Below are 22271 nucleotides of genomic sequence, written 5' to 3'. Positions count from 1 at the left end.
TGATCCAATATCTTTCGACTTTTTCATTATTTGCATGTCGGGTCGCCCGTAGAGTGGAGAAAATAGCAGAACTTTGCGGTGTATTGCACCTTGATAAATACGGCTGTAACGGAGAGGAATACGAGAATTGGGCAATACTTATGGATAGTTGAAACTTCTTGCTGCGTAAAAGACGCTTAATTATATTTTTTTAATAGATTCTCGATTACGCGGGGGAAGTATTGATGTTCGAGTTGTTGTCCTTTGAATTTTATCGTTTCAAGGGTGTCGTTTGATTCAATTTTAAACTTGGCTTGATGGATTACTTCGCCCTCATCAAAATTTTCATTCACAAAATGTATAGTTATACCATGCTCTTGGTCACCGGCTTGGAGCGCTGCTTTATGCACCTTATCTCCATACATTCCCTTACCACCGTATTTGGGAAGTAATGAAGGGTGTATATTTATAATCTTATTGGGAAAACTCTTTAGCAGATTTTGCGGTACCAGCCACAAAAAACCCGCTAATACTACAATGTCGATCTCGAGACGTTTGAGCAAATCAATTATTTCCTCTGATTCGTAAAATGTTCGCTTGTCGAAAATGTGTGAGGGGATTTCAAAATTGTCTGCACGCTGTACAACATAAGCATCTGGGTTGTTACTAAGTACTAGAGCAACCTCGGCTAGACTCGAATATTTGAAATGCTCCATGATTTTTTGGGCATTAGAGCCAGAACCCGAAGCAAATATAGCGATACGTTTTTTCACAATATTGAACTGTTAATCTTTTGTTATTGACTTTTATCAAATATATGGTAATTTTCCGAAAATAAGGGCCATTTGTTGCTCTTGAATAGTGAATAAGGGCTAAATTTAAAATAATGACAAAAAACAGATTAATAATTATGTGTCTGTTAATCGGACAGTATTGCTTCGGACAGGCGGATATTCAACACTTACCACTCCTGAAATCAATCTATAATATTGAGAATACCACAATGGTTTTCTCGGAATCTCTACCCAGAAAAGGTGAAATCATGCTTGTTTTTTACGATCCCGGTTGTAGTCATTGTCAAGAATTAGCGCAGGAAATTTCTACCAACCTGAATAAATTCACCGATACTTCGATTTATTTTATATGTATGCAAGATAAAGCACATATTAAAGGCTTTATCAATATGTTTGGTAAATCTCTTTCGGGTCAGCCTAACGTGTCGTTTTGGCGGGATCCGGGTACAGAATTTTTTGAGAAATTTCTACCCGATAATTACCCAGCAACATATTTTTATGATGCAGCTAGTCGTACGCTCATCCGTTCTCTTCAAGGAGAATCTACTATTAGCGCCATGTTTTAATCTTTCTTTGGTAAACCGAAGCAAGACCCGTTTAGCAGAGAGAATTTTTAATTATTAGGGTCGCCAATAAGCTTTTCTAAGATAGCTTTACTAATGGCATTTACGTTGTGTGCTGTGTTAGATAACACGATGATTGCTGATTTTGTGTCGGGAGAAATCCCGATAAACGAACTGCCTCCCCCTGTACCCCCGGAATGATGGAAGTAGATCAGCCCATCGAGCATACTCATCTGCCAAGCCAGACCGATATCCGTATTCTCGGGTGTGAAGGTCGTAAATTGGCGGGTAAGGGCTAAAGCATACTGAAATTTATTTTCAGGCATTTTAAATTGCTCGACAGCAAGGGCCATTAAGTCGCGCGCGGTGGATTTCAATCCCCCCGCACCAATCATGGCGTCAAAATTCCAGGCGTTTGTTGGGGCACCTTCCTTGTCGTATAAAGTGATAAGTTGTTTTGAATCGATGACGTTTCTATCAGTCGTATTCGTCATTTTTAAGGGCGCGAGTATGACCTCTTGTACACACTGCATATACGGCTTGTTATTGATAATGGAAACTAGTTCACCTAATAATCCGTAACCCACATTGCTATATTCGTAGCTGTCGACCTGCTCAGGATTTAACTCATGATTTTTTAGAAATTTAAAAAGATCAGATCTTTTGTATAATGCATAGGGATTGCTTTCATCAAATCCAGCTACTTCATTAGTATTGCTCGCCATTCGAGGCAGTCCTGAGGTATGGTTCGCGAGTTGCTTGAAAGTAATCCCCTGGATATACGTATTTACGCTCACCGAATCGGGTAGAAATTTTGCAATAGGATCGTCCAAGCTTACGATTTCTTTCGTCACAAGATCGGCGAGTAATATGGCGGTAAATACTTTGGTTAACGAGCCTATTTCGTATAAGGTAGTGTCTGTGGGAAGCGTACCGTTACCTTTTTTCGTTTCCCCATAGTCAAACGACTTATATTTATTTTGGTGGAATATTGCAATAGTTAAAGCGCTCCCGTTGGCAATATAAGTGTTGGCGATGGAGTCAATATAAAAATCCGTAGCCGAGACTGGTTGACCATCACTTAAAGCCTGTTCGTCCAAAGGAGCTTCTACGCTGTCCTGCGTAGTGGTTGTCTTTTGTGCTGATAAGAAGGATAATAGCTCAAAATGATACGTGCTGTCGACCGCGAATTTTGCGTCAATAGTATATTGATCAAACTCGAGGCTATAGGTTGCCGTGTTTTTATTAAAGTCAACGACTTGAACATTGCGGATACGGCCCAACTGATATACCTTGCTTAGCGTATAAGCAAGCTGGTCGGCACTTATTTTATCTTTATAGTTATTTGATGCGAGGCTGTAAATCGAGTCTGTCAACTGTGTGTTGATGAAGAACTCAACTTTGTTGAATACAGCGCGGTTGATTGCTTCCGTTTTACTTTGCCCGTAGCTCGTAAGGGAGAGTATGGAAAACAGAATGAATAATATTTTACGGCTCATACGCGTAAAATTACAGAATCTATTATTTATAAGCCAATTATTTGTTTCAATCGAGCGTACCCAGATTTACTAACGTTAATTTTTTCTCCCGTTAGCAACGTTGCTATGTAGCTCTCTTTCTCCATGGGCTCGATTTTAGCCAGCTGATCGACCTTGGCGATAAATGAGCGATGGACACGTATAAACTGTTTTGGATCCAACTGTTTTTCGAAAGAAGCCATTGTTTTGTTTTTTAAAAACATAGCGTCTTTGGTGTGTATTTTGACGTAGTCGTCGTAAGCTTCCAAGTAGGTGACTTGGTGCACGGGGATGATTTTGATCTGTGTTCCATTTTTTACGACAATCCGTTCCAGTGATTCTTCCTCCCGTATCGTTTTTACTTGTTCACGCGTTTGCTGTGGGGCATCCGTGTTTGGAAGTGTATGTTTTAGTTTGTTGAGAGCCTGCGCGAAGCGCTCTTTGCTGATAGGTTTCAATAAGTAGTCAATAGCGTTTTTTTCGAAAGCTTTAATTGCGTATTCGTCGAAAGCAGTGGTGAAAATAACGTTAGGCATTTCGTCAATTATTTCCAACATTTCGAAACCTGTAAGTTTGGGCATCTGAATGTCTAGAAACACCAAGTCAGGTGTATGCTGATGAATTGCTTTCGCTCCTTGGAATCCGTCGCCGCATTCGGCGACTAATTGAAACTCGTCATACTGCTTTAAATAATCGATAATGATCATGCGTGCCAGAGGTTCGTCGTCGATAACAATCGTCTTAATCATATTGCGGTATTTTTAGGGTAGTGGTAAATATATTGTTTTTCATTGCGGTTTCTAAAAGGTCAGTACGACCGTATAATAGAAACAGTCTTCGTCGTATACTTGAAAGACCAAATCCGGTTCCTCTCTTTGTCTCGAATTGATCAGAATCATACGGATTTGTAATGATGATGAATAGTAAATAGTTTTCCACGTAGATTTGGATCCTAATCTCCACATCACCGATCACGTTGTAGAGCCCATACTTAATCGCATTCTCTAAGACCGGCTGGATGATCATCGCAGGAACTTTGTTGTGATCAGTTTCTTCCTGTATGTGGAAGGTCGTGGACAACCGATGACCGAAGCGTACCTTCTCGATGTCTAAATAAAGACGTAAATGTGCGAGTTCATCTTTCAAGGAAATGAGCTGCTTATCATCCTTACGCATTGTTCCACGTAAAAAATCGGATAGCTGGAACGTCATGTTTTTCGCTTCATCGGGTTTTACACCAATGAGTGCAATGATCGAATTTAAACTATTAAACAGAAAATGCGGCTGCAGCTGTTGGCGTAAGTTATAGAGCTCAGCGTCGCGTAGTATTCTTTCGGATTCGTCCTTTCGTTTTTTATTTTCTTCATACTCTTCTTGTATGTTCCAAAAGATATTGATGATTATCACACACAAAAGTAGAAGGAAATTAATAATGAACCGATGGGGTAAAACTTGGTAAAAGTGGGACAGGGAAAGGTCGTCAAAAAACTGGTTTAAAAAGAATATTGAGAGGCCGATACTCATTAGGGTGAGTACAAGACAAATTAAAGTAATCTTTAAATACTGGTTTTTCCGAGGTAGATAATACTGTAGTGTGCTAAAGATAAGATAACAACATGCGGTGATCGATAGCGCCCCAACGATCGGCTCATAAGGTGAAATGTTTTTGGATCCTAAATCCCACCACAATAAGAAATAAGAAAGGACGAAGTATATAATACATATTGTCCATGAGCTTACATGAATTAAACGATTCTTCGTGGACAATTTAAAAATCATCTTCCTTAGCTGTTTTTGATCGTAATGTTTCCAAATATTGATGTACCCGTGATATAGAGGCTTTTATTTTGATCGACGACTTTTGTTAATATAACACGGCGATCGTCATTTTCACTGAGGATAGATGCTACGGTCGTCACCACTATCCAATGGGGAGGGACGATTATCTTCGTACTCCCAAATAGTTGAAAAATATCAAGGCTTATAGGCTGCTCCAAGTCGGCCTGTAACAGATTTACTTCCGAACTTCCAAATACATTCGTCAATGTCCCTCCAAGAAACGATTTGGAGAAAATAATTTTTCGTACATGTCCAAATATAGAGTCTATTTTAACATAGCTGTCTCCCTCATAAGTATATCGATTTCCGTTATTCTGTCCATTATTTGCCGTGTGGGCAGCATTAGGTTCTTCAGCAGTAAAAGGTGGATGGGCGAAGTGCGAGGTGTCGCTCGTTTGATCAGTGTCCACGCGCTTATCCCAATCAAATTCATCCGTGCATGGAGGGATGTTTGGGGGATTCGGCGGGATGTGATTGCTTTGGGAGCGGTTTTTTAGAATAAGGTATATTCCAATTATGATTGCCCCTAACGGAAAAATTACGCCCATGAATGAAAGATTGGTTAAATCTTTCAGTAGAAAAAGCACGCCAATTGCGATTAATATGACGGAAGACTTTTTCTCAAACCTTGAGTTTACACCAATCACCAGTCCGATGATTATCAGTATCATCTCCCAACCAAAAATCCAACTCGGAAACCAGATTCCCATATTCAAATTTTTTAGGAGAAGGGCCAAACCTAGAAAAACAATGATTGCCCCAACTATATTTGCGCTTTTGTTGTTTTTAGGCGGGATTGGCGGTGGGGTTGCGTTATGATGTCTGTCTCTTTCCATTGTGTTATCTTGTTTTATTGTCTGAATCAAAAGTAGCGCATTACCTATGATCCACTAAGCCAAAATAGGTAATACAATGGACTTTTTCGGTAAACGCCGTTAATTTTTCGGTGAAACTTTCTGCAACATTATTTTTGGACGCATAATGCGTAAAACTGGCCCTGATTGAAAATAAAAAATATCATTATTTTTTGTAAAATTTGGCGGTTTGAATTTAATTATTATATATTTATAACTGAAAAGGGATTTAAACTTAAATACTTACATTACTAATGGGAGATTTTGACAACAAAGAGCGCGAAGAAGTATTTTCAAAAAAGGTGAGAGCGGGTAAACGTACTTATTTTTTTGACGTGAAAGCTACTCGTTCAAACGATTACTACGTGACTATTACCGAAAGCAAAAAACGTTTTGAAGATGGTCAATTTATTAAACATAAGATTTTCTTGTATAAAGAAGATTTTGAAAAATTTGCTGAAGGGTTGACCGATGTTGTTGCGTATATCAAATCCAATCAGGAGGTCGTGGAAAAACGCTACGAACCAAATCAAGAGGAAACGACATATGAAAATAATGGGGTAGTTCAAAAGGACGATTTCTCGTTTTAATTTTCGAGGTTAAATATATGAAGCCGCTCAACTTGAGTGGCTTTTTTTTTGAATCATTTTCGCCCCTTGCGATTGTTTGTGGCTTATTTGCATAAACATATTACAATTATAGCAGGACTCATTAACTAATAATTCTTATTTTCGTCGCTTTATCAATGATATATATGAATAAAATTATTGCTGCCACGCTTCTAAGTGTTTTATTTATTACACAGGTTCAAGGGCAAAAAAAAGATCTTAATTTTTCACAATCGTGGGGACGCGAGTTATCTGTGACCAATAATATTAACCAATATACCGGCTGGGTAGACGCGCGTCATTACTTAGAGAAAGATATTACGAATGACAAGATTTATAGCGTCGATGTGAAGACTGGTGAGCGTGTCTTATATAAACCGGCGCCAAAATCCGATGTTGTTGTATTTGTAAAGGAAAACGATATATATATTCGTTATGGCAGCAGCGAAGCGAAAAAGTTGACCGATTCACCGCACATTGCGGAAGAAAATCCAACACTCTCGCCGGACGGGAGCTATATTGCATTTACACGGTCGAGCGATCTATATAGTCTTAAAATTGCGGACGGTAGTGAAACGCGCTATACCAGCGATGGAACGGATGTTATATACAACGGATGGGCATCTTGGGTGTATTATGAAGAAATTCTTGGACGAGTAACGGAATATAAAGCGTTTTGGTGGTCGCCCGATAGTAAAAAGATTGCTTTTATGCGCTTTGATGATACTAACGTTCCGATGTTTCCTATCTACGGCTCAACAGGCCAGCACGGCTATGTCGAGAAAACGCGTTATCCGAAAGCAGGGGACCCCAATCCCGAAGTTAAATTGGGAATTGTTCAAGTTGAAGGTTCCGCAGTGGTTTGGGCAGACTTTAACCCGAAAGTTGATCAATATTTTGGAGCTCCTTATTGGAGTTTCGATAGTAAGTCAATAATGGTTCAATGGATGAATAGGGATCAAACGAACTTGAAGTTCTATTCTGTTAACCCATTAGATGGTGCCAAGGTTGAATTTTATGATGAAAAGCAAGATAGCTGGATAAATCTTGATCATGCCGAACGCATCACATACCTAGCGGATAATAAACACTATATCTTGAAGTCTGATCGAACTGGTTGGGCGCACTATTACTTGTATACGCTCGACGGTAAACTGTTAAATCCAATCACGACCGGCGATTGGCAGGTCTCGTCGTTAGAATATATCGATGAAAGAAAAAAGGTAATATACTTTACAGCGCGTAAAGAGAACTCAGCCACAATAGATCTTTATCGGATAGATTATAACGGTAAAAATTTGAGCCGTCTGACTTTTGGGGAATATACACACGAGGTAAAGATGTCGCCCGATGGGAAATATTTTATTACTAGTTATTCGAACGTAACCACACCGAATAAAGTAGCGTTGGTTGATAACAAAGGCAGGATCGTGAAAGAACTTGCCGATAGCAAGTCGCCGAATTTTGATCAATATAACATTGGGAAGACCAGCTATTTTACAATAAAGTCTGATGATGGTCAATTCGATTTGCCCGTGATTGTTACGTATCCAGTAAATTTTGATGTAGATAAGCAGTACCCGGTAATTATGAGTATATACGGTGGACCAGATGCTGGTAGCGTTCGTAATACTTGGAAAGGCACGAAGAATCAGTACTGGGCCAAAGAAGGTGTGATACAAATCACTTGTGATCACCGATCGTCTGGTCATTTTGGGAAGCAAGGTGTTGCTTTAATGCACAGAAACTTGGGTAATTGGGAGATGGTCGATTATATCACCGTCGCTAAGTGGTTGAAAGCTAAACCGTGGGTCGCTAATGACAAATTGCTAATCACCGGTCATAGCTATGGTGGATACATGACCTGTTTAGCATTAACCAAAGGTGCCGATTATTTCGATTTCGGAATAGCTGGGGCGCCGGTTACAAGTTGGGATCTATATGACTCACATTATACCGAACGGTGGATGGATACACCCAAAGATAATCCAGAGGGATATAAAAATGGTTCAATTTTATCCTATGTTGATCAGTACAAAGGTGTGCTGCGCATTATGCATGGTGATATGGATGATAACGTCCATATGCAAAATACAATTCAACTTGTGGATGCTTTGACCGACCGCGATGTTCCTTTTGAGCTCATGATATATCCGGGAAGCAGACATGGTTTTGATCGTTCGAAATCAGCGTACGATTTTAAGGAACGTGTTCGTTTTTATTATCAATACTTATTAGAAAAACCGCTACCGGAGGATTTTAAATAATTAATAATGCTCATTATATAGCGCAAAGGCCTGTTAAAATGTTGTTTTAACAGGACTTTGCGCTTTGTGTTGGGGCGTATTTCGGGTTTTATCGAACCTGTAATTTTTTATTTTGCGATAAGAAATAGATTAATTTTATCGTAATCTTATGCTAAATATGTTATACGGATCATTGACGTGAATTAAAATAATCTCATATTTGCATAATTATTCGACAATATGCTACAGTATTTAAAACAAAGTACATTTAAAGCAAATGAAGTTTTCTTAAAGGCAATAGGGCTGTTAAAAAACCATTATTTTTCGATAGCAGGATTGTGTTTTTTATTGTTTATTACCTCCAACACGTCGAGCTATTTAGCTTGGAACATGCAAGATTACAGCAGCGTATCCTTAAAATGGTTGTTATGCTTTGTATTTATGACTGTTTTCTTCGGTACGCAGTTGATTTTGATTAAACGCGCGTTGCTTTTAGCGTACGGGATTGAACATGCCGATTTTAAAGATTACATACCAACCACCAAGCAGTTCGTCAATTTCCTCTTAGGATTTGTTTTGTACTCTTTCCTTATTGGCATCGTGTATTTGTTGATTTCGATCGTGAGTTTCCCATTGTTGTATCTCGGGGTAGACATGACAACATTGAGCATGGAGGTATGTCCATTTCTTACGGGTGTAATCATGGTATTCGTGCTTATGCGCATTACCTTTTTTCCATATTTTATTGCAGATAAGCAAATAAATTTATTTCACGCCTGTAGACTGAGTATTGCCCTCACGAGGGGAAATGTCGTTAGTCTACTGGTCTTGTTTTTAGCAATTGGTCTGACATATCTTTTCCAACTCTCCTGTGAGTATTTTGAATATTTTTTGGCAGCAAAAATATTTAGTTTTATAAATACCTTTTTTGTTATACCTTCGGTTAGTTTAGTCATGGCAGTTGCTTACCACGAGATGTTGAAGGATTATAATGGTGGTGACGATCCGAAACTACTAAATAATATTATTTAATATATTTGTTTTGAAGAAAAAGAATATTGCCGTACTGGGTTCAACAGGTTGTATTGGCACGCAAGCTTTAGAGGTTGTTAGAGCTCTTCCTGACTTACTAGAGATCGCTGTCCTATCGGCCGCGGATAATGCAGACTTACTTATCGCTCAAGCCCTAGAATTTAAACCTAAAGCTGTTGTTATTGTTAATAACAAACATTATCGGCGTGTTCAGGAAGCACTCTTTAATTCAGGTGTGGCTGTTTTGGCCGGTACCCAAGCGCTAGAAGAGGTTGTCGAGTATGAGGAGCTTGACGTTGTGCTTAATGCCATTGTAGGTGCTGCGGGTTTGCGTCCTACTGTTAATGCGATTAAACACGGTAAAGATATTGCCCTGGCGAACAAAGAGACATTGGTTGTTGCTGGTAAATTGATGATGGATTTGGTCGAGAAACATCAGGTGAAGATACTTCCCGTGGACTCGGAACATTCTGCAATCTTTCAATGTCTATATGGTGAAGCAGATAATGCGATAGAGAAAATAATATTGACAGCCTCAGGTGGTCCTTTTCGAGGAAAAGATCGTCAATTTCTAAATGGAATAACCAAGGAGCAGGCGCTAAAGCATCCGAATTGGGTAATGGGCGCCAAAATAACGATTGACTCGGCTACGTTGATGAATAAAGGTTTAGAAGTTATAGAGGCAAAATGGCTATTTGATATCGACATGGATCAGATTGAGGTCGTAGTGCATCCGCAGTCAATCGTGCATTCACTCGTTCAGTTTACCGACGGTTCGATAAAAGCACAATTAGGGTTACATGATATGAAACTTCCGATTCAAAATGCACTGACTTATCCTTATCGGCAAAAGAATCGTTTTGAGCGATTTGATTTTTCGAATTTTCCAACTTTAAGTTTTGAAAAGGCAGATATGGATACTTTTCGCAATTTAGGATTCGCCTACCAATGTTTGTTGGACGGCGGTGATCGTTCATGCGTGTTGAATGCTGCAAATGAAGTGGCGGTCGATGCATTTTTACATGATAAAATCAGTTTTTTTGGTATGAGCGATCTTATTGAAACGACATTGTGTCAGTTAAATAAGGTTGAAGCCCCTAGTTTAGAAGATTTATTGGCCATAGACCTGGAAACGCGAAAAGTGGCACGAGATTTAATAAAAGGTATATAGGTTCTGCACAAGCGTGCAAAATTGAGATACGTTGATTTTTTAATTATACGATTTAATGGGAACATTAGTGATGATTGGGCAAGTTGTTTTGGGCTTGTCGATTTTAATAATATTACACGAGCTGGGTCATTTTTTGGCAGCACGAGCTTTTGGCATTAAAGTGGAGAAATTTTATTTATTTTTCGATGCTTGGGGAGTAAAACTTTTCAAGTTCACCTACAAAGGTTGTGAATATGGTATTGGCTGGCTGCCGTTAGGGGGGTACGTCAAAATTGCAGGAATGGTTGACGAATCAATGGACACTGCACAACTTCAAGGGGAGCCCCAACCGTGGGAATTTCGATCAAAACCTGCCTGGCAACGACTAATCGTAATGCTTGGCGGTATCATCGTTAATGTGATCGTTGGTGTCGTTGTATTTTGGATGTTGACCTTCACATATGGAGAGTCAGACATTGATAACTCTAAATTGCATTATGGCGTTGTACCTGGTATTGTCGGCAAAGAGATTGGCATTGAACCTGGCGATCAAATTGTTGCTGTTAATGGGAATCCGGCGATCAAGTTTTACGGTGATGTAATGAGTTCGGACGTTTTGATGGGGGATGCCGTATTAACGATTGAAAGAGCAGGCAATCAGCAGAAGATCACGATCCCTGATGATATTTTAAACGATATTGCGGAGCATAAAGCAATTGAATTCGTTCAGCCTCGTGAGAAAATGTCCCGCGTTAACAAGGTCGTCAAAGGTTCAGAAGCCGAACGAATGAACCTCCAAGTCGGAGATAGTATTGTGTCGATAAACGGCAAGCAAATGGTGTTTTTTGATCAGTTATCCTCCGAGTTGAAAAATAGTGTTGGTAAGCCGATTCAAGTTGCTGTTCTACGTGATGGAGGTTTGATTCACACAAAGGGAACCGTTGACTCCAGTGCGATGGTAGGCGTTGGGATTGCAAAAGACCCGTTACCAGTGGTAACCCAAAATTATGGCTTTGTAGAAGCGATGCCCATCGGTGCCCATAAAGCTTTTTCTGTAGTCACCGATAACATCAAAGGCTTCGGTAAGATTTTTAAAGGCGACGTTCGTGCAGATAAAGCGCTATCGGGGCCGGTCGGAATTGCCAAAATGTTTGGTACAGAGGTTAATTGGACAAAGTTTTGGAGTTTAGTGGGTATGTTATCGATGGCACTAGCTTTTATGAATCTTTTACCTATACCGGCATTGGACGGCGGACATGTTGTTTTTCTTTTGGTGGAGATGGTACAAGGAAAGCCGTTGAGCGATAATTTTCTGGAAAAAGCGCAGATGGTAGGCTTTTTTATTTTGATAGCGCTTATGATTTTTACTTTAGGGAACGATATAATAAAATGGTAACTATGGTCAGCTTCGGCTGACTTTTTTTTATAAGAATGGACGGAAAGACACGTGCGGATGTTAAACCTGGATCACTGGTGAACATTGTGCTTAAAAAAGATCAACGGAGTGGAACCCTTACTGAGGGAGTCGTGAAGGATTTATTGACTTCGTCGGCCTATCATCCTCGAGGAATAAAGGTACGGCTAGCAGATGGCCAAATAGGCCGCGTACAAGAGATTATTGATGAAGATTAACTTTACGGAATTCACGCTGTTACAAAACTTGTAGGGCGAAATTAATTTTTAAAGTTTTTATATTTCATGAATTTATCTGTACCTTTGACTTTCGTGAAAAATGGGGTAACATATCTCGTCGCAGCGTCGCAAGACATCAGTGTTTACATTGGTAAACAAAAATATTTTATTTTAGCCCGTTTGGGCTTTTTTTATATCTAATACCGAACTCATAAATACATATAGGAATATAGAATGACCAACTACAGCAAATTACCAGCAATTTTGGTGCTCCAGGACGGAACAGTTTATCACGGGAAAGCAGCCGGGAAAATTGGGACGACCTCGGGAGAGATCTGTTTTAATACGGGGACTACGGGTTATCAAGAGATTTTTACTGATCCGTCTTACTATGGGCAAATTATGGTAACAACCAATGCGCATATTGGTAACTATGGAATCGATCAGGAAGATTCAGAATCTGAGAATATTCAGATTGCCGGTTTAGTCTGTAAAAACTATAATATCAATTATAGCCGCCATATGGCAGATAAGTCGATACAGACCTATTTCGAAGAAGAAAATCTTGTGGGAATATCTGATATCGATACCCGTTCGTTAGTTCGTCACATCCGCGATAAAGGTGCGATGAATGCAATCATCTCATCGGAGAATCTGGACCCCGAGTCACTAAAAGCCTTGTTAGTTGACGTGCCGTCTATGGAAGGTTTGGAATTATCCTCTTTGGTGTCGACCAAAGAGCCTTACTTCTTTGGTGAAGAGGAAGCTCCGACCAGAATCGCGGTATTAGACCTCGGTATTAAGAAAAATATTCTTCGGAACTTCGATTCTCGTCAAGTATATGCGAAAGTTTTCCCTGCTAGAACAACCTTTGAAGAGATGGAAGAATGGCAGCCAGATGGTTATTTTATTTCCAACGGTCCTGGTGATCCTGCAGCAATGGATTACGCAATTGAGACCATCGTGAAGATTACGCAGGCTGATAAGCCGATGTTCGGCATCTGTCTTGGGCACCAAATGTTAGCATTGGCAAATGGTATTCGTACCCAAAAAATGCATAATGGACACCGTGGAATTAATCACCCGGTGAAAAACATAATCGCTAATCGTTGTGAAATTACATCGCAAAACCATGGATTTGCCGTGGTAAAAGAAGATGTTTTAAAATCGGATAAAGTGGAAGTCACGCATATCAACTTAAATGACGAATCAATTGAGGGGATCCGTTTAAAAGGTAAAAAAGCATTCACTGTACAGTATCACCCCGAATCTTCCCCGGGTCCACACGATTCGCGCTACTTATTTGATGATTTCATTGCTATGATTAAGGGTTAATAAAAAAAGGCTAAACTTTTGTTTAGCCTTTTTTGACTTCTTAATTTTGGAATATATATATTTGATATTACAAATTATAACTGTTATCTTAGTGTTCATTATACACTAAGGTTGAATTTTAAAAAGACAATAATAAAAGAGATGAGTTTAATAATCGATGTTCATGCGCGCCAGATACTTGATTCGCGCGGTAATCCTACAATTGAAGTAGATGTTACTACACAAAATGGTTTTGTTGGTCGTGCGGCTGTGCCTTCTGGTGCGTCGACAGGGATCCACGAAGCAGTAGAGTTACGTGATGGAGACAAGTCAAAGTACTTGGGCAAAGGCGTGCTTAAAGCGGTTGAGAATGTAAATACGAAACTTGCGGAAGCATTGAATGGTATTGATGTATTCGAACAAAATTCAATCGATCAAATCATGATCGATCTTGATGGCTCCGAAAATAAAGGAAATTTGGGCGCGAATGCTATTCTCGGTGTTTCTTTAGCTGTTGCTAAAGCTGCTGCACAAGAATCCCGCCAACCATTATACCGTTATATTGGAGGCGTAAATGCAAATACACTTCCAATTCCGATGATGAACATCATTAACGGTGGTTCGCATTCAGATGCACCTATTGCTTTTCAGGAATTTATGATCATGCCGGTTGGTGCTCCATCTTTCTCCGAGGCTCTACGTTGGGGAACTGAAGTATTCCATAATCTAAAGAAAATTCTGCATGATCGTAACCTATCTACTGCAGTGGGTGATGAAGGTGGGTTTGCTCCGAAATTTGATAGCACAGAAGATGCGGTTGAAACCGTTCTTAAGGCGATCGAAACAGCTGGTTATAAACCAGGTGCCGAAATTTGCTTAGCCTTAGATTGCGCTTCATCAGAATTCTTTGAAGATGGTAAGTACGATTACACCAAGTTTGAAGGAGATAAAGGTGCCGTTCGCTCTAGTGAGGAGCAAGCAGCGTACTTAGCAGAATTAACACAGAAATACCCAATCATTTCTATTGAAGATGGTATGGATGAAGACGACTGGTCAGGGTGGAAGACGTTGACGGAGAAAATTGGTGACCGTGTACAATTAGTTGGAGATGACTTATTTGTTACTAATACAAAGCGTTTACAAAAAGGTATTGATGAAGATACAGCTAATTCTATTTTAGTTAAAGTGAACCAAATTGGTTCATTGACTGAGACGATTAATGCGGTTACATTGGCACAGACTTCAGGTTATACGTCAGTAATGTCGCACCGTTCGGGTGAAACCGAAGATTCTACTATCGCTGATTTGGCAGTAGCATTGAACTGTGGACAGATCAAAACAGGATCTGCTTCACGTTCAGACCGTATGGCCAAATACAACCAGTTATTACGTATCGAGGAGGAGTTAGGTGAAAATGCACGCTTTATCGGTAATAACTTTAAATATGCTATTAAGAAATAATAACATAAAACAATGTTATTTTAAAAGGGGAGCTCTAAAAAGCTCCCTTTTTATTGATAATAATTTCTATCTTTAAGGAAGATTTAATTTTTGTTGATGGAACGTTTTCTTTTATTGATTCGCAATAAATACTTGATTGCAGGAGTAGCTTTTGTAGTATGGATGTGCTTTTTCGATCGGTATGATGTAAGTACCCAATATTCCTATCTTAAAGAAGAAGAGAAGCTTCGGACAGAGAAGGAATTCTATGAATCAGAAACTGTCCGGATTGAGAAAGCAATAATTGACGTTCAGGAAAACCAGACCGAAATTCAGCGTATCGCCCGAGAGCGCTACAAGATGAAGAAAGACAATGAAGATGTCTATGTAATTAAATATGTAAGTCCATCTAAGGATTAAATCATCATTCCGTTTAATCCATTTTCATAAATGATATTTCTTGATAGGTATCGGAAATAGCAAATATTTTGTAACCGTGTTCTTCCATTAAATTAAATAGTGCACGGCCTTTTGTTCTGCCATCTTTGAAGAAGCGTTCATGAGTCTCCAAAAGTATTTGTTTGATCGAACTATTCGACTTTAAAATCCCTTCCATTACACAATATTCAGACCCTTCGATATCCATCTTAAGGACGTCAATTTCCGTATGTCCAGATTCCTTTAAGATGTCGTCAAAGGATTTTAATGGCACGCTTATAAATTGCTTGTTCTCAACGAGGTTATGTTCATAAATGCTTCCGGAGACATGTTCTTTGTTTTTTGGTAAATGGAATTTCGCCTGTTCGGTTTTATTCCCTATCCCATAAGGGAAAAAATTAAACGTTTCGGGCAGATGCTGTTTTGCTACCCATTTTATTGATTTTGGCGTCGGGTCAAAAGCAAATATTTGGGCATTATGCTGCTTTAGTACCGCGCGGTCGAAAGAAATATCTTCCCCAACACCGAAGGAATAGATTATAGCATCTTGTGAAATTAGATTTGGATTGAGATAGAAACCGCCATATTTATTTCCGTACCATTTTTTGTAGACGTGTTTTTGTACTTTTACATAGGCGATTAACCCTATGCGTGCTTTAATCCAATATTCAAGTCGCTTAAGTTTGTTGTTTCTCTCCATTTATAACCTATTTCAGTAAAGCTAATAAGTATGGACAAATTGGAATATGCCTGTTTATATACCTAGATTATTCCTTGAGGGGTATAGTTCAATATGTTGCACTGTTTCTTTTCGAATTTGGCCTTACTCTAACTATAACGTATAAATAAGGATAATTGTGTGTTGAGGGCAATAAAAGATTTGGAACACGTATAAATTACCTAATGTAATTTTTATAAGGGGCTTGCAAACGAACTGAATATTATGAGCGCTAGTGCACGCGCTAATCATAAATTGCCCTACGTAAACCTAGCGTAATAGGGGGATCATCGACGAATCGGAGGGCATACCAAATGCTTATTTCGAAAGTCAATGCCACGAGGTTCAACTTCAAAATAGGAATTTGATATTTTAATTAGTTAAAACTTCAGATGCTTGACTGTAAGCCCATCATTTATAAGTTGTTTTAATGCGTCGATACCAATTTTTAAATGTGTCTCTACATATTTTGCAGTTACCGTGAGGTCACTATCTGATGTTTTTACACCCTCAGGAACCATAGGCTGATCGGACACCAGTAGTAATGCTCCTGTTGGAATCTTATTGGCAAACCCCACACTAAAGATAGTGGCAGTCTCCATGTCTACCGCCATCGCACGAATTGCTTTTAAATATTTTTTAAACGCTTTGTCGTGCTCCCAAACTCGTCGATTTGTTGTATAGACCGTTCCCGTCCAATAGTCTCGTGCATAGTCTCTGATTGTTGTTGATATAGCTTTCTGTAAAGCGAAAGAAGGGAGGGATGGCACTTCGGCAGGAAAGTAGTCATTTGAAGTGCCCTCGCCACGAATTGCTGCAATTGGCAGAATAAGTTCCCCAACGGGAATCTTTTTCTTAAGCCCCCCCGTTTTTCCTAAAAACAACACCGCTTTAGGGGAAACTGCCGATAACAGATCCATTATAGTTGCTGCCATCGGACTTCCCATTCCGAAATTTATGATGGTTATTCCGCCAGCAGAACAAGCCTGCATTGCTTTGTCGTTTCCATATATTGGGGCTTTGTCGTTCATCTCGGAGAACATATCAAGGTACTTCGAGAAGTTAGTTAGCAATATATATTCCTCAAATTCATCAAGCGGGCAGCCAGTATATCGTGGTAACCAATTATTGACTATATCTTTTTTTGTTTTTAATCCCGGAGTGATTGGCGATTCGATCGTTTTTTTTGTCGACATAAGATGGAAATTTAGTTTATGAATGGTTTTTCTGGCGAGAAACCTTTTTGATTCGGAAAAAAAATCCCTCGTGAGAGGGATTTTTAATTAAGCTACTTGAAGTTTCTTAATGTCCGATTTCGCAAATTTTTGTTTTGCATAATCGAGCGTTATATGCAACGTACTTTTCTCACCTTGCTCTTTTGATGTTGGTGTTTCAAACATTGCATCTAGCATGATCGCCTCGCAAATACTGCGTAGACCCCTAGCGCCAAGTTTGAATTCCCATGCTTTTTCCACGATGAAGTTGTACACTTCTTTATCAAATATAACCTCGACGCCTTCATATTCGAACAGCTTAACGTATTGCTTTATCAGAGCATTTTTTGGTTCCGTTAGGATACTTGTTAGCGTTTCGCGATCAAGTGGGTTTAAATAGGTTAACACGGGCAACCGTCCGATCAATTCTGGAATCAAACCGAAATTTTTGAGATCGAGTGGCGTAATGTATTTGAACAAGTTTTGAAGATCGATCTCCATTTCCTCATCACTCATTTTATAGCCCACTGTCTGTGTTTTCAAACGATTGGCAATTTTCTTCTGGATGCCATCAAATGCACCACCACAAATAAAGAGAATATTGCTCGTATTCACAGATATCATTTTTTGATCTGGATGCTTACGGCCGCCTTGAGGCGGAACGTTCACGTTAGTGCCTTCTAGAATTTTTAGAAGTGCCTGTTGAACACCTTCACCAGAAACATCTCGGGTGATTGACGGATTGTCACTTTTGCGAGCAATTTTATCAATCTCATCGATGTATATAATACCACGCTCTGCTGAAGCCACGTCATAGTCTGCTGCTTGTAAAAGGCGGGTTAGGATGCTTTCTACGTCTTCACCAACATAGCCCGCTTCTGTTAATACTGTTGCATCAACAATGCAGAAGGGTACGTTGAGAATCTTCGCAACGGTCTTTGCAAGTAATGTTTTACCTGTACCGGTTTCTCCAACGATGATTAGATTCGATTTTTCGATTTCTATCTCATCCTTGTCAACCTTTTGATTAAGCCTTTTATAGTGATTGTAAACCGAAACCGAAATTACTTTTTTTGCGTCGTCCTGTCCGATCACATATTGATCCAAATGTTCTTTTATTTCAACAGGACGTATCAATTTCAAGGTCGTTTGTAACGACTTGCTTTTTCTCTGTTTTAATTCTTCTGTTAAGATTTCGCCGGCCTGTGTTACACAACGGTCGCATATATGAGCTCCGTCTCCAGCAATCAGCATTTGCGCATCATTTTTACTTATGCCACAAAATGAACAACGAATCTCTTTGTTATTAATCTTACTCATTGAATAATTATTTTTTAACTTCTTTCTTCGGCGATAATACCTCATCAATCATACCAACTTCCTTGGCCTCTTCGGCTTTCATCCAAAAATCACGATCAGATGACGTTTCAACCCATTTGTAGGATTGACCGGAGTGGCTGGAGATAACGTTGTATAATTCTTCTTTTATCTTAAGCATCTCGCGTAGGTTGATTTCCATATCAGATGCAACGCCTTGCGCTCCACCAGATGGTTGGTGAATCATAACACGAGCATGTTTCAAGGCAGCACGTTTTCCTTTTGCGCCGGCAACCAATAGAACCGCGCCCATGGAAGCGGCTATTCCCGTACATATGGTGGCAACATCGGGAGCAATATATTGCATGGTGTCGTAGATTCCCAAGCCTGCGTAAACGCTTCCTCCTGGAGAGTTGATGTATATTTGAATATCACGTTGTGCATCAGTTGATTGTAAAAATAATAACTGTGCCTGCACAATATTCGCCACTTGGTCATTGATTGCGTCTCCTAAGAAGATAATGCGGTCCATCATTAATCGCGAGAATACATCCATCTGGGCTACATTTAATTGTCGCTCTTCAACGATATACGGAGTTAGATTCACCGGCGAGTTTTGCTGAACGCGCGAGATAAAACCGTCGACGTGTTGACTGCCAATGCGATGATGCTTAATGGCGTATTTTCTGAATTCGTTTTTATCTATATTCATTGTTGTAAGTGTTTCTGTTTTTGATTATTTGATATATGACGTAAAAATATGATTTTAATCTGAACTACAAATTAAGAGCCGAATTATAATTTGGCAGATCGAGGATAAACTCAAACTTTTTTTCTTTGAAATTTATGCGGCAATAATAGTGCTCTAATCCGTTGCTAACTACTAATAAAGGGATTCTATGTACACTATTGTAGTTTGCAACCTGATGGAATGTATTTTCGGTAATTTTGACAGTGGGCGCTTTAAATTCTGCCAAAAGTATCTTTTCGCCATTGTTGTTGTAGATCAGTAAGTCGCTTCGTTTTTGTAAAGTGTTTAATTTCAACCCTCCTTCAATTTGCATCAATGACTTTGGATAGCCTTTGTGGGTATAGAGGTAATGAACCCAATGCTGTCGTACCCATTCTTCCGGCGTCAATACAAGATCGCGCTTACGAAGCTCATCGAAAATATAAAGCTTGTTTGATTTTCTTGTGATTTTGGAAGAGCAGCTCGGTAAGTTTAATTGAATGGGCTGGAACATATACAAAAATACATTTTTTTGACGCTCAATCAAAATATTTCAACAACGCGGAATCGATCGAAAAGTCGTAAATTAGCGCGTATGAATGTCAATGCCGTACTTTCCGATATTAAAAAGCGTAAATTCAGCCAAGTGTACCTCTTGCATGGTGAAGAGTCTTATTATATTGATTTAATAACCGACTTGCTCGAGCATACTGTACTCGATAGCGCCCAAAAAGGATTTGATCAGTCCATTTTATATGGTAAAGATTCCAATATTGATACCATCGTTAATTCGGCTAAACGGTATCCAATGATGAGCGAATACCAGCTCATCATCATTAAAGAGGCGCAAGATCTGAAATGGAAAGCCGAGGAGAATCTTCTTTTGAAGTACCTTGAGAATTGCACGCCCACTACTATATTGGTTGTAGCATATAAATATGGAAAAATAGATAAGCGTAAAAAGATCTTTAACGCATTCAATAAAGCAGGTGTTGTTGTCGATTCCGATAAATTAAAGGATTATAAAGTTGCCGAGTGGATTACTGATCAGTTTAGAAACGTTGAGCGTAAGGTTCATCCGCAAGCGTCTGCGATGATGGCAGATTATCTGGGTACCGACTTATCGAAAATATCTAATGAGATCGAGAAATTGATATTAAATGTGCCGTCTGATCAAGAGGTGCTACCTCTACATGTTGAGCAAAATATTGGCATCAGTAAGGATTTTAACGTTTTTGAACTTCAGTCAGCACTCGGTGCACGAAATATGCAGAAGGCCGTCCAAATCGTGGATTATTTTGCAGCAAACCCTAAATCTAACCCACTACCTGTTGTTATGAGCAGCTTAGGGAGTTATTTCATCAAGGTGCTTAAATATCATTATATGAAGGATAAAACGCCAAATGCTGTGGCAAAGGAGCTTGGGGTACATTCTTTTTTTGTGCGAGAATATGAGACGGCGGCGCGAAACTTTAATAGAAGAAAGTCATTTGATATCATTCACCAATTATCGATCTATGATCTCAAAACTAAGGGACTTGATGTTGGACCATTCACCGGTCATGGTGAAATTCTACGCGAGCTTGTATATAAAATATTAAACTAGGGATATCCAAAAATTGTTATTTTTCATTCTTGAGATCGTCTCCTGCATTTCGCGGTGGTTTAGATTCGTTGGCCTCTTTGTATTTGTTCTCAGTTGTGAGTTCATGCGGGGTAGCATCCCCGTCGACTTTGACCTTCTTTTTCATTCGTGGCTTTCGAACAATACCCCATTTCATAAGTAGCTCTTGTGTGGCATTTATCTTTAGGTGTTCTTTTTCAGGCTCCCCAATTAAAAAGCCAAACGCATTCATTGAAGGGACGGCATCGAATATAACCTTGATTGTTGCCGTAAGCGGGAGCGCTAATATTAATCCAGATAAACCAAAAAGCATACCTCCTAGTATCATGGTAATCATTGCCATCAGGGGGTTGATCGACACCTTGCCACCAACGATATTCGGAGTAATAATATTTCCTTCTAGAAATTGCACAACCTGAAACCACGCAATTACACCGATCGCGTACCAAGCGGAATCTTTAACTGCTAACGCGAATAATGCGGGTAGAATGGATCCAATTGCAATTCCGATATAGGGTAGGAGCATTAACAATGCAGCTAGTGTGCCAAAAAACCAAGCATAATCGATTCCCAAGACCATCAAGCCGATCGTATTAAGAACAGCTACGATACCCATCACGGTAATAAGCCCTAAAAGGTAGCTCTGTACGACGGTGTAAATCTTATTTAATGTGTCGTTCACTTTCGCTTGAGGAACGCTACGGAATGCCTTAAAAAAGAATTCCCGGAAAAACACCCGGTAGTATAGCAGGAAGAAACTGAAAAGAGGAACTAGGATGGCACTTGCAAGCATATTACCAATCGACCCGAAAGTAGCCGTCGCCATACTTCCTACATTTGAAAACAATTTACTTCCCTGTTCTTCAATCTGGTCCATCATTGCAGTCCGCTCGATACCGAAGGACTGTTCAATCCAGCTCTGTGCCCGTTCAAAGACGGAGATAACCTTCGCCGTTATAGCTGTTGCGTCTTTCCCGATAATAATGCTCTGGTGTACGATGAACCATCCAAGTGACCATATAATTGCAATTGCCACAATGACAGACAGTATTGCAGCCGTTGCGCGCCCGACACGAAGCTTTTCAAAAAAATGAGTGATTGGATAGAGAGATATCGAAATAAGTATCGAAAAAAGTAACGGAATAAGTACTCCCTGGGTCGCATACACAAACAGCAATATCATTGCTGTAGCAACCAATGTCGAAGCTAGACTAAAAGAATAGGGGTATTTTTGTTGGGAATTATCCATAATTTTTGCGTCT

The 22271-nt window shown here is 39.5% G+C and carries 22 protein-coding genes; 11 read left to right on the top strand and 11 right to left on the bottom strand.

The window, feature by feature from the left end; genetic code table 11:
- Positions 1-176 precede the first annotated feature (176 nt).
- Positions 177-752 (bottom strand): phosphoribosylglycinamide formyltransferase, encoded by a 576-nt coding sequence (gene purN, locus FM107_RS05680; protein WP_086947551.1) that lies wholly within the window; start codon positions 750-752, stop codon positions 177-179.
- A 113-nt stretch (positions 753-865) separates the two neighbouring features.
- On the opposite strand from purN, the gene FM107_RS05675 reads away from it, so the two are divergent.
- Complete coding sequence (locus FM107_RS05675; RefSeq protein WP_143559443.1) at positions 866-1339, top strand: hypothetical protein; 474 nt, start codon at positions 866-868, stop codon at positions 1337-1339.
- Positions 1340-1386: 47 nt separating this feature from the next.
- Here the strand turns inward: FM107_RS05675 and FM107_RS05670 are convergent, their stop codons facing one another.
- From FM107_RS05670 to FM107_RS05655, 4 genes are read right to left on the bottom strand one after another with little or no spacing between them, the layout of a single operon-like run.
- The gene (locus tag FM107_RS05670) at positions 1387-2835 is read right to left on the bottom strand and encodes a serine hydrolase (RefSeq protein ID WP_086947549.1); all 1449 of its coding nucleotides are present in this window, start codon (positions 2833-2835) and stop codon (positions 1387-1389) included.
- 26 nt (positions 2836-2861) lie between these two features.
- The gene (locus FM107_RS05665) at positions 2862-3602 is read right to left on the bottom strand and encodes a LytTR family DNA-binding domain-containing protein (RefSeq protein WP_086947548.1); all 741 of its coding nucleotides are present in this window, start codon (positions 3600-3602) and stop codon (positions 2862-2864) included.
- Positions 3595-4632 carry a sensor histidine kinase gene (locus FM107_RS05660; RefSeq protein WP_086947547.1) on the bottom strand — a complete coding sequence of 346 codons (1038 nt, stop codon included), beginning with the start codon at positions 4630-4632 and terminating at the stop codon, positions 3595-3597. The genes FM107_RS05665 and FM107_RS05660 overlap by 8 nt, the downstream gene beginning before the upstream one ends.
- Before the next feature lie 5 nt (positions 4633-4637).
- Positions 4638-5528 carry a hypothetical protein gene (locus tag FM107_RS05655; RefSeq protein WP_086947546.1) on the bottom strand — a complete coding sequence of 297 codons (891 nt, stop codon included), beginning with the start codon at positions 5526-5528 and terminating at the stop codon, positions 4638-4640.
- A gap of 272 nt (positions 5529-5800) precedes the next feature.
- Here FM107_RS05655 and FM107_RS05650 point away from each other — a divergent pair, with 272 nt between their 5' ends.
- The 9 genes from FM107_RS05650 (at position 5801) to FM107_RS05610 (ending at position 15388) form a co-directional block, all read left to right on the top strand.
- Positions 5801-6136: a DUF3276 family protein gene (locus tag FM107_RS05650; RefSeq protein WP_086947545.1), complete on the top strand. Its 336-nt coding sequence runs from the start codon at positions 5801-5803 to the stop codon at positions 6134-6136.
- Positions 6137-6300: 164 nt separating this feature from the next.
- Complete coding sequence (locus FM107_RS05645; protein ID WP_086947544.1) at positions 6301-8421, top strand: DPP IV N-terminal domain-containing protein; 2121 nt, start codon at positions 6301-6303, stop codon at positions 8419-8421.
- Positions 8422-8640: 219 nt separating this feature from the next.
- A complete protein-coding gene (locus FM107_RS05640; RefSeq protein ID WP_086947543.1) occupies positions 8641-9432 on the top strand; it encodes a hypothetical protein in 792 nt (263 codons plus the stop codon).
- A 10-nt stretch (positions 9433-9442) separates the two neighbouring features.
- Positions 9443-10603 carry a 1-deoxy-D-xylulose-5-phosphate reductoisomerase gene (locus FM107_RS05635; protein ID WP_086947542.1) on the top strand — a complete coding sequence of 387 codons (1161 nt, stop codon included), beginning with the start codon at positions 9443-9445 and terminating at the stop codon, positions 10601-10603.
- 55 nt (positions 10604-10658) lie between these two features.
- Entirely contained in the window at positions 10659-11978 is a 1320-nt protein-coding gene (rseP, locus tag FM107_RS05630; protein WP_086947541.1) for an RIP metalloprotease RseP, read from the top strand.
- A 35-nt stretch (positions 11979-12013) separates the two neighbouring features.
- Positions 12014-12214, top strand: a complete 201-nt coding sequence (locus FM107_RS05625; protein ID WP_086947540.1) for a YwbE family protein — start codon at positions 12014-12016, stop codon at positions 12212-12214.
- 234 nt (positions 12215-12448) lie between these two features.
- Positions 12449-13549: a glutamine-hydrolyzing carbamoyl-phosphate synthase small subunit gene (gene carA, locus FM107_RS05620; RefSeq protein ID WP_086947539.1), complete on the top strand. Its 1101-nt coding sequence runs from the start codon at positions 12449-12451 to the stop codon at positions 13547-13549.
- Between the two features lie 141 nt (positions 13550-13690).
- A complete protein-coding gene (gene eno / locus FM107_RS05615; RefSeq protein ID WP_086947538.1) occupies positions 13691-14989 on the top strand; it encodes a phosphopyruvate hydratase in 1299 nt (432 codons plus the stop codon).
- 96 nt (positions 14990-15085) lie between these two features.
- The gene (locus tag FM107_RS05610) at positions 15086-15388 is read left to right on the top strand and encodes a septum formation initiator family protein (protein WP_086947537.1); all 303 of its coding nucleotides are present in this window, start codon (positions 15086-15088) and stop codon (positions 15386-15388) included.
- 13 nt (positions 15389-15401) lie between these two features.
- Here FM107_RS05610 and FM107_RS05605 read toward each other — a convergent pair whose 3' ends face one another.
- From FM107_RS05605 to FM107_RS05585, 5 genes are all read right to left on the bottom strand, one after another.
- Positions 15402-16106, bottom strand: a complete 705-nt coding sequence (locus FM107_RS05605) for an FkbM family methyltransferase (protein WP_086947536.1) — start codon at positions 16104-16106, stop codon at positions 15402-15404.
- Positions 16107-16504: 398 nt separating this feature from the next.
- Entirely contained in the window at positions 16505-17320 is an 816-nt protein-coding gene (locus tag FM107_RS05600; protein WP_086947535.1) for an AMP nucleosidase, read from the bottom strand.
- A gap of 87 nt (positions 17321-17407) precedes the next feature.
- Positions 17408-18658, bottom strand: coding sequence for an ATP-dependent Clp protease ATP-binding subunit ClpX (clpX, locus tag FM107_RS05595; protein WP_086947534.1), 1251 nt, complete (start codon positions 18656-18658; stop codon positions 17408-17410).
- A 7-nt stretch (positions 18659-18665) separates the two neighbouring features.
- Complete coding sequence (locus tag FM107_RS05590) at positions 18666-19367, bottom strand: ATP-dependent Clp protease proteolytic subunit (protein WP_086947533.1); 702 nt, start codon at positions 19365-19367, stop codon at positions 18666-18668.
- Between the two features lie 64 nt (positions 19368-19431).
- Positions 19432-19899, bottom strand: a complete 468-nt coding sequence (locus tag FM107_RS05585; protein WP_086947532.1) for a type I restriction enzyme HsdR N-terminal domain-containing protein — start codon at positions 19897-19899, stop codon at positions 19432-19434.
- Positions 19900-19980: 81 nt separating this feature from the next.
- On the opposite strand from FM107_RS05585, the gene holA reads away from it, so the two are divergent.
- Positions 19981-20991 carry a DNA polymerase III subunit delta gene (gene holA / locus FM107_RS05580; RefSeq protein WP_086947952.1) on the top strand — a complete coding sequence of 337 codons (1011 nt, stop codon included), beginning with the start codon at positions 19981-19983 and terminating at the stop codon, positions 20989-20991.
- A gap of 16 nt (positions 20992-21007) precedes the next feature.
- On the opposite strand, the gene FM107_RS05575 is transcribed toward holA, so the two are convergent.
- The gene (locus FM107_RS05575; protein ID WP_086947531.1) at positions 21008-22258 is read right to left on the bottom strand and encodes an AI-2E family transporter; all 1251 of its coding nucleotides are present in this window, start codon (positions 22256-22258) and stop codon (positions 21008-21010) included.
- Positions 22259-22271: the final 13 nt, after the last annotated feature.

Source organism: Sphingobacterium sp. JB170 (genome assembly GCF_900163865.1).
Taxonomy (GTDB): domain Bacteria; phylum Bacteroidota; class Bacteroidia; order Sphingobacteriales; family Sphingobacteriaceae; genus Sphingobacterium.
The sequence above is the reverse complement of the archived record's forward strand: the minus strand, read 5'-3'. Positions and strand labels throughout refer to the sequence as shown.